Source organism: Streptomyces sp. NPDC005492, assembly GCF_040605995.1.
Lineage (GTDB): Bacteria > Actinomycetota > Actinomycetes > Streptomycetales > Streptomycetaceae > Streptomyces.
Genome location: NZ_JBEXDX010000010.1, coordinates 223,356 through 236,788, shown reverse-complemented (window position 1 = coordinate 236,788; position 13,433 = coordinate 223,356). Strand labels below are relative to the sequence as shown.

The following is a 13,433-nucleotide window of genomic DNA, read 5'->3' as shown; positions in this document are numbered from 1 at the left end:
AGACCCCCGCGAGTCACGTCCTCGCTGGGGTCCTCCGTCCATCCGCCTGCCTCCGTGAAAGGTGAGAAGACGATCACGAGGCAGGACGTTTTGACGACCGCCGGCCCCCTCGGAAACTTATTGCAAATAGCTTGCAACTGCACGCTAGCAACAAAAAGCCCCCGCAGGTGCACCGCGGGGGCTTTTCGTGGGGGTGTGGGCTAAGCGGCTTCCGCCACCTCCGCCACCGACGTGTAGTGCGACGCGTCGCCCTCGATCGAGTAGCTCTCCTTGCCCTCGATGCCGACCGGGACGTCACCGGCGACGGTCACGCGGTTGAGGCGGCGCGGCTGGTCGTCGTAGTTGTCGATGGCGTAGTGCTGGGTGATGCGGTTGTCGAACAGGACGAGCTGGTTCGGGGACCAGCGGTGGCGCAGGATGTTCTCGGGGCGGGTGACGTACGCCTGGAGGAGGTCCAGGAGCTTGCGGGACTCGACCGTCGAGAGGCCCACGATCCGCTGCGCGAACCCGCCGATGAACAGGCCGCGTTCACCGGTCAGCGGGTGGACGCGGACGACCGGGTGGACCGTTCGGAACTTGATGGACGTGAACTGCGCGCGCTGCGCGGCCTTTTCGTCGTCGATCTGCTCGTCCGGTACGGCGTAGTCGTAGTCGTTGGTGTGTTCCGCCCAGAGGGTGTCTGCCAGGGCGCGCAGCGGTTCGGGCAGTTCGCGGTAGGCCGCCGCCGAGCTGGCTATCAGGGTCTCGCCGCCGTACGGCGGGATCGTGATGCTGCGCAGGGTGCTGGCCTGGGGCGGGTTGAGGACGAAGGTGACGTCGGTGTGCCAGTGGTTGGCCCGGCCGCGCTCGCTGTCGACGGGCAGCACGTTCGGGGCGCCGGCGACGGCGGAGACCGTCGGATGGGCGGTGGTGACGTCCCCGAAGTGGCGGGCGAAGGCCTCCTGGCCCTCGTCGTCGAGGTGGACGTCGTCGAAGACCAGGGCCTTGTGGGTGTTCAGGGCCTCACGGATCGCCGCCACCTGCTCGGCGTTCAGTGGCTTGTTGATGTCGACCCCGGACACTCGGGCGCCGATGTTCGCGGTGACCTTCTGGATCTCGATGGACATGGTGAAGTCCCTTCAGACTCGGGCGAGTTCGGGGTTGACGTGGTCGGGGGTGACGTACTGGTTGGCGGGGCGGGGGAGGCCGTAGCGCTCCCGGAGGGTCGTGCGCGGGCCGTACTCCGTGCGGAGCAGGCCGCGGGTGCGGAGGACGGGGACGACGTGGTCCACGAAGGCGTCGAGGCCGGAGGGCAGGACGGCCGGCATGATGTTGAAGCCGTCGGCTGCCCCCTGCGTGAACCACGTCTCGATCGCGTCGGCGACCTGCTCCGGCGTGCCCGCGAAGGTGAGATGGCCGCGCCCGCCACCGAGCCGACCGATCAACTCCCGTACGGTCAGCCGGTCGCGGCGGGCGAGTTCGACGACGAGGGTGTAGCGGCTCTTGGCGCCCTCGATGGCCTCCTCGGGCGGAAGGTCGGTGGGAAGTTGGGCATCCAACTCCAGGGTGCCTGGCTCCAGTTGCAGCAGGCTCTCCAGCCGTTCCACGCCGTGCGTGTACACGATGTGGTCCTCAAGGAGCCGTTCGTTCGCGCGGGCTTCGGCCTCCGTCGAGCCGAGTACGGGGACGATCCCGGGCAGCACCTTGATGTGCTCGGGGTCCCGACCGGCCGCCGCCGTACGGGACTTGAGGTCCGCGTAGAAGGCCTGTGCGTCGGCGAGGGTCTGCTGCGCGGTGAACACCGCCTCCGCGTGCCGGGCCGCGAACGTCTTGCCGTCCTCGCTCGAACCCGCCTGCACGAGAAGGGGGTAACCCTGGGGAGAGCGGGGGACGTTGAGCGCGCCCGCGACGCTGAAGTACGTCCCCTGGTGACGTGGTGGGTGGATCTTCGCGTCGTCGCCCCACACACCGGCCGCCTTGTCGGCGACGATCGCGTCGTCCTCCCAACTGTCCCAGAGCTTGCGGGCCACCTCGACGAACTCGTCGGCGCGGGCGTACCGGTCGGCGTGCGCGGGCTCGTGCTCCAGACCGAAGTTGCGGGCGGCCTCGGCACCGGCGGTCGTGACGATGTTCCAGCCGGCCCGGCCGCCGCTGATGATGTCGAGCGAGGCGAACTTACGGGCCAGGTTGTAGGGGGAGTTGTAGGACGTGGACGCCGTGGCGATCAGGCCGATGTGCTCGGTGGCCGTCGCCAGCGCGGTGAGCAGGGTGAGCGGTTCCAGCGCGCCGGCCGGGCGCTGGGCCAGGTTGCTCCACAACTGCGGCCCGTCGGCCAGGAAGAGCGAGTCGAAGGTGCCGCGCTCGGCGATCCGGGCGAGGTGGATGTAGTGGTCCAGCTCGACGTGGGCGTAGGGGTTGCTCTCCGGGAGGCGCCAAGAAGCCTCGTGGTGGCCGGTGTTCATGAGGAAGGCGTTGAGGTGGAGTTGGCGGGTGGTCATGGGGTGTCCTTTGCGACGGTACTTCTGTTCGCCGGTACAACTCAGCCCGTCCGGCGTTTGAGGACGAGGCCCCTTCAGGGCCGATCGGGGGTCTGGGGGCGGAGCCCCCGGGGCACGGTCACCGCATGTCCGAGGTGACACCGAGCGCCGCCAGCAACCGCTCCCGGTACTCCCCACGCGGCCGCTCACGATCGATGTCCAGGTCCAGCCCGATCCGCCCCTGTTCAAGAACAAGCACCCGGTCCGCGAGGACGATCGCCTCATCCACGTCGTGGGTGACGAGGAGCACCGAGGGACGATGCCGCTCCCACAACTCCCGCAGCAGCACATGCATCCGGATCCGGGTGAGCGCGTCCAGCGCGCCGAACGGCTCGTCGGCCAGGAGGAGTTCGGGCTCGCGGACCAGGGACCGGGCGAGGGCTGCACGCTGTGCCTCGCCGCCGGACAGTTCGTTGGGCCAGGCGCGCTCGCGGCCGGCGAGGCCCACCTCGGCGAGGGCTTCGCGGCCCTTCGCCGCCGCCTCCTTGCCGTCCGTCCCCAGCAGTACGTTGTCGAGGACCCGGCGCCAGGGCAGCAGCCGGGAGTCCTGGAAGACCACCGACACCCGCTCCGGGGCTGTGAGTTGGCCGCTGCCGGCCACCTCGTGGTCCAGGCCCGCGATGGCCCGCAGCAGGGTGCTCTTGCCGGAGCCGCTGTGCCCGAGCAGGGCGGTGAACTGTCCGGCGGGCAGATCGAGGTCGATGTCGTCGAGGACCGTACGACCGTCGAACGACCGTGTCAGACCCCGGAGTTGGACGGTGGGGGCGACCGTCAGCTGCTGAGTGTGCGGCGCCATGACAGCACCCTCCGTTCGATGAGACGGACCGCGCTGTCGGAGACCAGACCGAACACGCCGTAGATCAGCAGGCCGACCAGGATGACGTCCGACTGGCCGTAGTTCTGGGCCTGGAACATCATGTAACCGAGGCCGCTGGTGGCGTTGATCTGCTCCAGGACGACCAGGCTGAGCCAGGAGCCGGTCACCCCGAGCCGCAGGCCGACGAAGAAGCCGGGCAGCGCGCCGGGAATGACGATCTGACGGACGAACTGGAGCCTCGACAGGCCCTGGACCTCGGCGAGTTCGACATAGCGGTGGTCGATGCCGGACAGCGCGGAGTGCAGGTTGAGGTAGATCGGGATGTAGACGACGATCGCGATGATGGCGATCTTGAAGGTCTCGCCGATGCCCAGCCAGAGGATGAACAGCGGGATCAGACCGAGCGTCGGGATCGCGCGGTTGAGCTGCACGGTCCCGTCGATCAGCGCGTCGCCGATCCGGCTCAGCCCGGCGGCCAGCGCGAGCACGACCCCGGCGGTGAGACCGAGGGCGAAGCCGTAGGCGGCCCGCTCCAGGGAGGTCAGGATGTCGGTGGGCAGCGTGCCGTCCGTCCACAGCCGGCCGGCGGTCCGCACCACCGTCCAGGGCGCCGGGATCGCGGCCGGGTCCAGTTGCCCGGCGGCGGAGGCGAGAGCCCACAGGGCGAAGAAGAGCGCGGGGCCGATGATCCGGGAGGCGGGCAGCCGTTTGCCGGGGGCGAGGCCGCGGCGCCGCCTGCGGGGGACGGTGAGTGCGTTCTCGGTGGCGGTCACCGGCACGGTGGTCGTGGTCATGGCCGTCACTTCCGGTACTCCGCCGCGACGGACTTCGCCGCGATGCCCTCGAAGCGCCGGTCGAAGAGGGAGTCGACCTTGAACTCCTTCACGAAGCCGCCCTCCGCCAGCAGATCGGCGGTCTCCTGCTCCCACTTCACGGCCTCGTCCCAACTGGGCGGGAACAAGGGCTTGTTGGCGAGCTTCGTGACCGACTGGGCCTGAGCGAGGGTCAGGTTCTGCGTCTTGACGTAGAACTCCTCGTTCCAGGTGTCCGGGTTCTCGTACTGCCAGACCTGGCCCTGCGCCCACTGCGGGATGTACGCGGCGATCGCGGCGGCCTTCGCGGAGTCGGCCAGTACGGCGGACGGCGCCCACAACAGGTTGAGCAGGTCGACCACGTCGGTGGTGATCGCGCGGGCGCCCTTCGCCTCGTACTGCTTGAGGTAGGCCGGTGCCTGGCTGTTGGCGAGCGGGGCGATGTCGACCTGTCCCGACTGGAGGGCCGTGAAGAACTGGTTGCTGGTCAGCGGGACGAGCTTCACCTCGTCGTACTTCAGCCCGGCCTGCTTCAACGCCCGCAGCAGGACGACGCCTTGGGCCTGGCCCTGCGAGAACGCCAGCTTCTTTCCCTTGAAGTCGGCGACCGAGTGGATGTCGCTGCCGGGCTTGGTGGCGAAGAGGTAGTTGGGCTTGCGGGTGACGTCGATCGCGACGATCTTCGCGTCGAAGCCCTGGTAGTGCGCCTGGATCGGCGGGATGCCCGCGTTGTTGGCGAGGTCCAGGGACTTGGCGCGGAACGCGTTGATGACATCGGGACCGGCCCCGATGTTCACCCAACTCGACACGGTGAACGGCAGCTTGGGCAACTTGGCCAGCCTGAACTGGAGTTGCTGGGTGCTCAGATACGAGGAGATCTTCAGACTCGTGCCGGACGGCACCTTCTCGGCGAGCGGGGCGGACAGTCCCGCCCCGGACTTGGTGGCCGCGGCACTGCTCGTGGCGCAGCCGCTGAGGCCGGCGATGCCCGCGGCGGCACCGAGCACGGAGGTGAGGAAGAGCCGCCGGTCGACGCCGGGCGCACGGGAATTGGGCATGGGAGAACTCCCTGATGGAAAGGGTGAAAAGGCGGAATTCACGGCGTGGAAAGCCGGAGAAGGGAAATGCGCAGGATGAGTCGGGCGCCCCGGGGGCGCGTCAACGTGTCAGCAACAAGAAGTGCGACAACTCATCGGCAGGCTCATGAGCAGGATGTTCCCGGTCACGCGTGCTCCCTGTCAACATTCCGAGTTTCTGAATTAAATACGCCCCGGTGACACACTCAACGGATCCCGGTACAGCACGTCCAGAATCACCGAACCGCCCGCCACGGCGAGTACGGAATCCGGGAAACTCGTCGGTACGACAGCGGACGCCCGCGCGTCGCCGACCTCCTCGCGCAGCGCGCGCAGGCAGTCCTCGCGGTGGATGATCCCCAGCTCGGTGACGACCACCGTCTCCGGGTTGAGGATGTCGAGGAGCAGCCCGGCCGCCCGCCCGGCCATCCGCGCCCGCCGCGTCAACAGCTGTACGGCGAGCGGGTCTCCGCGCTCGGCCGCGGCGACGACGTGGGTCGGGTCCACGCCGTCGATGAGGCCGGCCTCCCGGGCCCGGCGGCACAACGTCCGTTCGCTCAGCTCCACTTGGAGGCAGCCGACCCGCCCGCAGTCGCACGGCTCCGTGCCGCCGCCCAGCGGCAGATGGGCGATCGCGCCGGCCTGCGAGCGGGGGCCGTGGTGCACCTCGTCGTTGGTGGCGAAGGCCGCGTCGACCACATTGCCGACGAAGAGATGCAGCACGCTACGGCTGCCCCGGGCTTCCCGCCCGAAGAGGCGCTCCGCGTTCACCAACGCCCTTGCGTGCCCGTCGACATGGACCGGCAGCCCGGTGCGGGCGCCGAGCAGCTCGCGCACCGGCACGTCCCGCCAGCCCAGCAGCGGATGGTCGACGACGGTCCCGGAGTCCCGGTCGACCCAGCCGCCGACGGCCACCCCCACACCCAGCGGTGTGGCCCCGGCCGCCTCCGTCAGCAGCGCGTCCAGTCCCTCGGCGGCCCGCGCCAGCACCCGGGACGGTTCGGCGAGGTCGTGGCGGTCGTGTCCGATCCGCCGCTCGGCGACCACCCGCCCGCGCAGATCCAGCAGCGCCACCGTTGTATAGGGCACGGCCACATGGACCCCGCCCACAACGAATCGTGACGAGTCCAGGTCGACGGGCACATGGGGTCGGCCCACACCGTTCGAGCGACGGGGTGTGGCGGACTCCAGGATCAGGCCGAGTTCGCCGAAGCGGGCGCAGTAGTCGGTGACCGACGCCGGGGACAGCCCGGTCAGCCGCGCGATGGTGCTGCGGGCCACCGGGCCGTGCTCCAGCACCGTACGCAGGACGACGCTCGCGTTGGTGCGCCGCCGGTCGCTGTCGGCGGCGCGGGGGACGGGGGAGTGGGTGGAACGGGGCGTGAGAAGTGGTGCCGCGCTACGGGGCATGGGGATCTTCCTCGGGAACGGGTCCGACAGTGCGCCGTCGTCTCATGTATCGAGGCGCACCGGATCCGCTCCGCCCGCCTCAGGGGCGGTAACAGGTCGCCGCGGCCTGGCGTCGCAGGTCGACATAGCGACGCGACGCGAAGTTCCGGGCCTGGGCAACCATGTGCTCGAAGTTAGCAAAACGGTCCACGGCTGCCCAGACGGTGACCGGTGTGCGAGACGGCACGGGGTGCGCGTGACCGGCATCACGCCGGAGCGCGTGTAGCGGGCATCCTTTGTCCGGAGCCCACCAAGTCCCCGATCCACCCTTTGTCGAGCACTGACGGTGATCGGCCCGAGAGCCCTGGGATAGCGTCGCGGGTGTCCCCCTGCACCCCCGTCAACCTGCGGAGTTCCCCTTGAGTACCGCCGTCGCCACCGCCCGCCCCGGGCAGGTCCTCGCCGACCTGCTGCCCGCCTCCCGCGTCCGGGACATCGCCCTCGTGCTCGGTGGCGCCGCGCTCACCGGCCTCGCCGCCCAGCTCTCCGTGCCCGTGCCGGGCTCCCCGGTGCCGGTCACCGGCCAGACCTTCGCCGCGCTGCTCGTAGGCACGTCCCTCGGCGCCGGCCGCGGCTTCCTCTCGCTCGCGCTGTACGCGCTGCTCGGCCTCGCCGGTGTGCCGTGGTTCGCCGGTGGCACCTCCGGGAGTGGCGCTTCCTTCGGCTACATCGTCGGCATGCTGCTCGCCTCCGCCGCAGTCGGCGCCCTGGCCCGCCGTGGCGCCGACCGCTCGGTCCCGCGCATGGCGGGCACGATGATCCTGGGCGAGGCGATCATCTACGCGACCGGTGTCCCGTACCTGGCGCTGAGCCTCGACCTGTCGACCAGCGCCGCGATCGCCGCGGGCCTCACCCCGTTCCTCCTCGGCGACGCCCTGAAGGCCGCCCTGGCGATCGGCGCGACGCCGACCGCGTGGAAGTTCGTCAACAAGCGGAAGTGACGCCGTAGTTCGCGCGGAAGAGGTTCGCCGGGTCGTATCGCGACTTCAGCTCGGCGAGCCTCTTCCGCGTTTCCACGTCGTACAGCCCCTCGGTCCGATCACCGGCCCCGAACGCGAAGTTGAGCGCCCGGCCGAGGCTCTCGGGCGCGAGCAGCGCGAAGGCCGGGTCCAACTGCGCCCGGGCCGACTCGCGGTCCCCCACGGCCAACATCCGGACCAGGAACCGCCCTTCGCGGTACGGCACCGAGTTCGCCGCCTGCCTCGCCATGGCCCCGCCCAGGTGATTGATCTGGACGACACACATGCCGGGCGCGTCCGGCCCGGCGAGGGCCAGCACCTCGCCCGCCCGCGCGACGTCCAGCTCGCTCAGCACCGCGCTGTCGCCGTAGTACGCGTGCGGGTTGGGCGGATCGCTGTGGATCGTGTGGCTCTCCGCGTACGGCATCTCCCGCAACGAGTCCGCGAGCAGCGGCCCCAACTTCCGTAGCGGGCCTACGAGTTGCTCACCATTGGTGCCCGTGTAAGCGACCCGCACGGAGACCACGTACCGCCCGCGCAGATGCGGCGGCATTCCCTCCAGGTCCGGGTACGGTACGGCGGCGAAGGACGAGGTCAGTTCGTCCGGCACGGTCCGCGTCCACTCCTCGTACCCCCGCAGCAGGGCCGTGGGATCGACCTCCCGCCCGTCGAACGCGAGTGAGCCGCCGTAGAGCGTGCGGACGGGGACGAGGCCGATCTCCAACTCCGTGACGACTCCGAAGGCGTGGCCCGCGCCGAGCAGCGCCCAGTACAGGTCGGGCTCGGACTGCCGGGTCACCCGGCGCAGTCGTCCATCGGCGGTGACGACGTCGAGCGAGCGCACATGGTCGGCCGCGTATCCGAACTCCCTTGCCAGGATGCCCAGTCCGCCGCTCAGCGTGTACGACACCGCCCCCACGCTCGGCGCGGAACCGTTCAGCGGCGCCAGCCCGTACGGCGCCGCCGCCGCGACGACCTGTCCCCACCGCGCGCCCGCCTGGACCCGGACGGTGCGCGCCCCGGGGTCGACCCGCACCCCGTCCATCCGCCTCGTCGTGACCAGCACCCCACCCTCGGAGTCACCGGGCATCCCGTGCCCGGTCGCCTGCACCCCGACCTGCAGCCCCGCGTCGCCCGCGTACCGCACGGCGGCGACCACGTCGTCGGCGGAGGCCACGCCGTAGACCACGGCGGGATGCTGCGCGAACCCGGTCTGGAATCCGGCCAGTTCCTCCTCGTATCCGGGATCGGAGGGGTGGAAGGTGAGCGGCTGTGTGCGGTTCATGCGGCCATGCTGACCGCATAACCTGACATCCACCGTCAGGTTTTCCGACGAGTGAGCGAGTGAGCGAGTGAGCGAGTGCGCCGGAGAAAGGGGGAGGGCCGGGTGCTTCCGCGACCCGGCCCTCCCCGTCGGTGCGACGCGTCTAGCCCACGGACACCGTGTCCGCGTCCGTGTCCGTCTCGGTGACCGCGGCCCGCCGGCCGCCGCGCATGCGTTCCTTCACCACCGACACCGCCACCACGGCCAGGGCGACCAGCAGGGACAGCAGCACGGTCGTGCGGCCGCTGCTCTCGCCCTCGGTGTCGGTGAGCATGTAGCCGAGGACGAACACGATCAGGGCGATCGTCGCCCAGGTCAGATACGGGTACAGCCACATCCGTACGACGAGCTTCTCCGGCGACTCGCGCTCGATGATCCGCCGCATGCGGAGCTGGGACGCGCAGATCACCAGCCACACGAACAGGGCCACCGCACCGGAGGAGTTGACGAGGAAGAGGAACACGGTGTCGGGGAAGGCGTAGTTGAAGAACACGGCGACGAAGCCGAAGACGACAGAGGCGATGATCGCCGCCATCGGGACCCCGCGCGAGGTGGTACGGGCGAACGCCTTCGGCGCGTCACCGCGGCCGCCGAGCGAGAAGGCCATGCGGGAAGCCGTGTACAGACCGGAGTTGAGGCAGGACAGCACCGAGGTCAGCACGATGAAGTTCATGATCTGGCCGGCGTGCGCGATACCGAGGGAGTCGAGGGCGGCGACGTAGGAGCCCTGCTCCTTGATCGACGGGTCGTTCCAGGGGAGCAGGCAGACCACGACGAGGATCGAGCCGAGGTAGAAGACGCCGATGCGCCAGATGATGCTGTTGGTCGACTTGGTGACCGCGCGCTGCGGGTCCTCGGACTCACCGGCGGCCAGCGTGGCGATCTCGCTGCCCATGAAGGAGAAGACGACCAGGAGGACACCGGTCAGGATCGCGCCGGGGCCGTTCGGCAGGAAGCCGCCGTGGTCGGTGAGGTTGCCGATGCCCGCCTTGTCCGTGTGGGCGCCGGGCAGCACGCCGAAGATCGCCAGCGCGCCGACGACGATGAACGCGCCGATCGCCACGACCTTGATCCCGGCGAACCAGAACTCGAACTCGCCGTAGGAGCCGACGGAGACCAGGTTGGTGGCGGTCAGCACCACCATCACGAGGAGCGCCCAGCCCCACTGCGGTACGGCGGGTATCCACCCTTCGAGGATCTTGGCGCCGGCGGTCGCCTCCACGGCGAGCACGACGACCCAGAAGAACCAGTACAGCCAGCCGATCGAGAAACCGGCCCAGCGGCCGAGCGCGCGGTCGGCGTGCGCGGAGAACGAGCCGGACGTGGGGTTCGCGGCCGACATCTCGCCGAGCATCCGCATCACCAGCACCACGAGCGTGCCGACGAGCGCGTAGGAGAGCAGGATGCCGGGTCCCGCGGTCGCGATGCCCGAGCTGGAACCGACGAACAGACCGGCGCCGATGACGCCACCGATCGCGATCATCGACAGATGCCGGTTCTTGAGTCCTGCCTGGAGGCCGGAACCATCAGTCATGGGGGAAGTTCCTTTACGCCGGTTGGGGCTGCCCGTACGAGCGGTGTACGGGTCGGTCCAGTGAATCGGAGGTGAAGGAATTCATGAACCTTTGAATCCAGATCGTTACTTGAGGTTTCCTTGAGGTTGCGAGGCGTTTCCTGTTTTTAACGGGGCTGGGCCCCGGAGCTGCTTCCCGGAAACAGGCATGTCACACTCGTCCCATGCGCGTGTATCTCGGCTCCGACCATGCGGGCTTCGAACTCAAGAACCACCTCGTCGAGTGGCTGAAGGAGGCGGGTCATGAGCCCGTCGACTGCGGACCGCACATCTTCGACGCCCAGGACGACTACCCGCCCTTCTGCCTCCGCGCCGCCGAGCGCACGGCCGCCGACCCCGAGGCCCTCGGCATCGTGATCGGCGGCTCCGGCAACGGCGAGCAGATCGCGGCGAACAAGGTGAAGGGCGTCCGTGCGGCCCTCGCCTGGAGCGAGGAGACCGCGTCGCTCGGCCGGCAGCACAACAACGCGAACGTCGTCGCGGTCGGTGCGCGCATGCACACGCGGGACGAGGCGGTGAAGTTCGTCGAGACGTTCCTGGCGACGCCGTTCTCCGAGGACCCGCGGCACATTCGCCGGATCGACATGCTGACGGCGTACGAGACGACGGGCGAGCTGCCGGACATTCCGGCGCACCACCCGCAGCAGTAGGACGTCTTTCGGGGCCCACCCGTCAAGCGACCGAGACGGGTGGGCCGGTGGGAAAGGAACGCGTCACGTGCCAGAGGGGCACACGATTCACCGGCTCGCGCTGGACTACGGCGACCGCTTCGCCGGGCGCCGTGCTCAAGTCACCAGCCCCCAGGGCAAGTTCAGCGACGCCGCCGCGCTGCTGAACGGCACGGAACTCACCCGCACCCAGGCCCACGGCAAGCATCTGTTCCTAGGTTTCCGGGACGCCGACTGGATCCACATCCACCTCGGCCTCTTCGGCAAGGTGACCTTCGGCGACGCCCCCGCGCCCCCACCCACGGACACCGTCCGCCTGCGCCTCGCCAACGACACGTCGTACGTCGATCTGCGCGGCCCCACGACCTGCGCCCTGATCACGGACACCGAGAAGGACGCGATACACGACCGCCTCGGCCCCGACCCGCTGCGCCCGGACTCCGATCCGGCCCTCGCGTACCGGCGTATCTCCCGCAGCCGTACGACGATCGCGGCCCTGCTGATGGACCAGAAGGTCATCGCCGGGGTCGGCAACGTCTACCGCGCCGAGGTGCTCTTCCGGCACGGCATCGACCCGTACCGTGCGGGCAAGGACATCACGCCCGCCGAGTGGGACGCGATCTGGGCCGACCTCGTCGCGCTGATGCGCGAGGGCGTCCGCGACAACCGCATCGACACCGTCCGCCCCGCACACACCCCCGAGGCGATGGGCCGCCCGCCCCGCGTGGACGACCACGGCGGCGAGGTCTACGTCTACCGCCGGGCCAACCGCCCCTGCCACATCTGTGGCGCCGAGATCCGCACCGCCGACCTCGCCGCCCGCAACCTGTTCTGGTGCCCCGACTGCCAGAAGCCGTAGGGCGGTTACGACGGCAGGGCTAGAACCCGTGCGGCAGCCAGGGCGCCACCGTCGAGCCGAACGCCAGTGACGCCTCCGCCAGTGCCCCCGTCCGCAGCTCCCGCACCCGACCGGCGCCCGCGAGCGACGCGAGGGAGATCCCGCCGAGATACGCGGCGCCCAACTCCCGTACGGACAGGGCGAGATCGGCCGGATCCTCGGTGCGCTTGCAGGACGCGCCCTTCGCGTCGCCGGTGAGCCGCCAACGTCCCTCGTTCCAGGGGCAGAAGGCGTCCTCGACCTCGAACACCACGTCCAGGGGCGTCTGATACGTGCGCGCCTCCAGCGCGGCCCCCAGCTCCACCAGGCGTACGTGCAGCGAGTCCACCTGCCGGATGGAGCACCGGCGGATGTCGGAGACGAGATGCTGCCAGGGGTCGTCGACGGCACGGCTGCGCAACCTGACCCTGTCGGTCAGGTCGATGCCGAAGAGGAACCGCCACAGCGCCGCGTACGCCACCGGGTCCAGCGCCTCCACATCACGCACCACGACCTCGCCCTTCGGGCCCTGGATCTCCCACTCGGACTTCACGAAGTAGCGCGCGTAGCCCACGAGTTCACCCTCGCGCTCCGCGACCACGCACTGGAGCGGCGACCCGCCCTGCCGCTCGCTCTCCGGGTCCAGCAGCGGCAGGTCCTCCCACCCGGGCCGCCGCGCGAGCATCCCTGGCCGCCCGGCCACCCGCCGCGCGTACACCGCCTCGCACTGGTCGCGTACGGCGACGGGGTCGGCGTAGCGCAGTCGTACGTCCTCCGTACCCGGCGGCGTCGTCAGCCGCACCCGGGTGGTGTCGATCTCGACGAGCGTCCGCATGGTCGCGGCGCCGTACCCGAACCGGCCGTAGATCGCGGGCTCGGAGGCCGTCAGCACGGCCAGCGGTTCGCCCCAGGACCGTACGTCGTCCAACTGCCGCCGCATCATGGACGTGAGGATGCCCCGCCGCCGGTGCGTGGCGGCCACACTGACCATCGTGACGCCGGCCGCGGGAACACAGGCGCCGCCGGGGACGGTGATCCGGAAGCTGAAGGCGCCCGCCGTCGCCACACAAGTGTCCCCGTCCCAGACGCCGATGGAGCGGTCGACCTCGGTGAGCCGGTCCCACAGCGCACGCTCCTCGGGCGGCTCCGGGGCGCCACCGAAGGCGGTGAGCAGGGTGTCGTACCAGGTGTTCCACTCGTCCTTGCGCAGCACCCGCAACTCGGTCCGCCCGGCAGGCGTGTTCCTCGCATCTGTCCCCATGGACCATGACTACCAGCGAGATAGAGGACGAGCCAGGGAATTTCCGCTCGGCGCCAGCGCGAGCGCCTCCGGTGAAGTTCACTGTGAAGTTGAACCTCGCA

Annotated in this window: 12 protein-coding genes; 3 read left to right on the top strand and 9 right to left on the bottom strand. The window is 69.9% G+C overall.

Annotated elements, in window-relative coordinates; translation table 11 throughout:
• Window positions 1-200: 200 nt before the first annotated feature.
• The 6 genes from ABZT04_RS17100 to ABZT04_RS17075 all read right to left on the bottom strand — a co-directional run bounded on the left by ABZT04_RS17100 (window position 201) and on the right by ABZT04_RS17075 (window position 6,631).
• Entirely contained in the window at window positions 201-1,106 is a 906-nt protein-coding gene (locus tag ABZT04_RS17100) for a TauD/TfdA family dioxygenase (protein ID WP_356057187.1), read from the bottom strand.
• A gap of 12 nt (window positions 1,107-1,118) precedes the next feature.
• Window positions 1,119-2,477 carry an LLM class flavin-dependent oxidoreductase gene (locus ABZT04_RS17095; protein ID WP_356057185.1) on the bottom strand — a complete coding sequence of 453 codons (1,359 nt, stop codon included), beginning with the start codon at window positions 2,475-2,477 and terminating at the stop codon, window positions 1,119-1,121.
• Window positions 2,478-2,595: 118 nt separating this feature from the next.
• Window positions 2,596-3,312 (bottom strand): ABC transporter ATP-binding protein, encoded by a 717-nt coding sequence (locus ABZT04_RS17090; protein WP_356057183.1) that lies wholly within the window; start codon window positions 3,310-3,312, stop codon window positions 2,596-2,598.
• Window positions 3,288-4,127 (bottom strand): ABC transporter permease, encoded by an 840-nt coding sequence (locus ABZT04_RS17085; protein ID WP_356057181.1) that lies wholly within the window; start codon window positions 4,125-4,127, stop codon window positions 3,288-3,290. Before ABZT04_RS17085 ends, ABZT04_RS17090 begins: the two co-directional genes overlap by 25 nt.
• 5 nt (window positions 4,128-4,132) lie before the next feature.
• Window positions 4,133-5,203 carry an ABC transporter substrate-binding protein gene (locus tag ABZT04_RS17080; RefSeq protein ID WP_356057179.1) on the bottom strand — a complete coding sequence of 357 codons (1,071 nt, stop codon included), beginning with the start codon at window positions 5,201-5,203 and terminating at the stop codon, window positions 4,133-4,135.
• Window positions 5,204-5,404: 201 nt separating this feature from the next.
• Window positions 5,405-6,631: an ROK family protein gene (locus tag ABZT04_RS17075; RefSeq protein WP_356057177.1), complete on the bottom strand. Its 1,227-nt coding sequence runs from the start codon at window positions 6,629-6,631 to the stop codon at window positions 5,405-5,407.
• A 398-nt stretch (window positions 6,632-7,029) separates the two neighbouring features.
• Between ABZT04_RS17075 and ABZT04_RS17070 the strand changes: the two genes are divergently transcribed.
• The gene (locus ABZT04_RS17070; protein ID WP_356057175.1) at window positions 7,030-7,611 is read left to right on the top strand and encodes a biotin transporter BioY; all 582 of its coding nucleotides are present in this window, start codon (window positions 7,030-7,032) and stop codon (window positions 7,609-7,611) included.
• Here ABZT04_RS17070 and ABZT04_RS17065 read toward each other — a convergent pair.
• Window positions 7,595-8,914: an FAD-binding oxidoreductase gene (locus ABZT04_RS17065; RefSeq protein WP_356057173.1), complete on the bottom strand. Its 1,320-nt coding sequence runs from the start codon at window positions 8,912-8,914 to the stop codon at window positions 7,595-7,597. The genes ABZT04_RS17070 and ABZT04_RS17065 overlap by 17 nt on opposite strands.
• Window positions 8,915-9,056: 142 nt before the next feature.
• Entirely contained in the window at window positions 9,057-10,487 is a 1,431-nt protein-coding gene (locus ABZT04_RS17060) for an amino acid permease (RefSeq protein WP_356057171.1), read from the bottom strand.
• A gap of 203 nt (window positions 10,488-10,690) precedes the next feature.
• Here ABZT04_RS17060 and ABZT04_RS17055 point away from each other — a divergent pair, with 203 nt between their 5' ends.
• Both ABZT04_RS17055 and ABZT04_RS17050 read left to right on the top strand, forming a co-directional pair.
• Entirely contained in the window at window positions 10,691-11,176 is a 486-nt protein-coding gene (locus ABZT04_RS17055; protein ID WP_356057169.1) for a ribose-5-phosphate isomerase, read from the top strand.
• 67 nt (window positions 11,177-11,243) lie between these two features.
• Window positions 11,244-12,053, top strand: coding sequence for a DNA-formamidopyrimidine glycosylase family protein (locus ABZT04_RS17050; RefSeq protein WP_356057167.1), 810 nt, complete (start codon window positions 11,244-11,246; stop codon window positions 12,051-12,053).
• A gap of 19 nt (window positions 12,054-12,072) precedes the next feature.
• Here the strand turns inward: ABZT04_RS17050 and ABZT04_RS17045 are convergent, their stop codons facing one another.
• On the bottom strand, window positions 12,073-13,332 hold the full coding sequence (locus ABZT04_RS17045) for a GNAT family N-acetyltransferase (RefSeq protein WP_356057165.1): 1,260 nt from the start codon (window positions 13,330-13,332) through the stop codon (window positions 12,073-12,075).
• Window positions 13,333-13,433: the final 101 nt, after the last annotated feature.

What these genes read in the sequence shown, in the direction of transcription:
- ABZT04_RS17100 (WP_356057187.1), bottom strand. Translation starts at nt 1,106, where the DNA reads ATGTCCATCGAGATCCAGAAGGTCACCGCGAACATCGGCGCCCGAGTG.
- ABZT04_RS17095 (WP_356057185.1), bottom strand. Translation starts at nt 2,477, where the DNA reads ATGACCACCCGCCAACTCCACCTCAACGCCTTCCTCATGAACACCGGC.
- ABZT04_RS17090 (WP_356057183.1), bottom strand. Translation starts at nt 3,312, where the DNA reads ATGGCGCCGCACACTCAGCAGCTGACGGTCGCCCCCACCGTCCAACTC.
- ABZT04_RS17085 (WP_356057181.1), bottom strand. Translation starts at nt 4,127, where the DNA reads ATGACCACGACCACCGTGCCGGTGACCGCCACCGAGAACGCACTCACC.
- ABZT04_RS17080 (WP_356057179.1), bottom strand. Translation starts at nt 5,203, where the DNA reads ATGCCCAATTCCCGTGCGCCCGGCGTCGACCGGCGGCTCTTCCTCACC.
- ABZT04_RS17075 (WP_356057177.1), bottom strand. Translation starts at nt 6,631, where the DNA reads ATGCCCCGTAGCGCGGCACCACTTCTCACGCCCCGTTCCACCCACTCC.
- ABZT04_RS17065 (WP_356057173.1), bottom strand. Translation starts at nt 8,914, where the DNA reads ATGAACCGCACACAGCCGCTCACCTTCCACCCCTCCGATCCCGGATAC.
- ABZT04_RS17060 (WP_356057171.1), bottom strand. Translation starts at nt 10,487, where the DNA reads ATGACTGATGGTTCCGGCCTCCAGGCAGGACTCAAGAACCGGCATCTG.
- ABZT04_RS17055 (WP_356057169.1), top strand. Translation starts at nt 10,691, where the DNA reads ATGCGCGTGTATCTCGGCTCCGACCATGCGGGCTTCGAACTCAAGAAC.
- ABZT04_RS17045 (WP_356057165.1), bottom strand. Translation starts at nt 13,332, where the DNA reads ATGGGGACAGATGCGAGGAACACGCCTGCCGGGCGGACCGAGTTGCGG.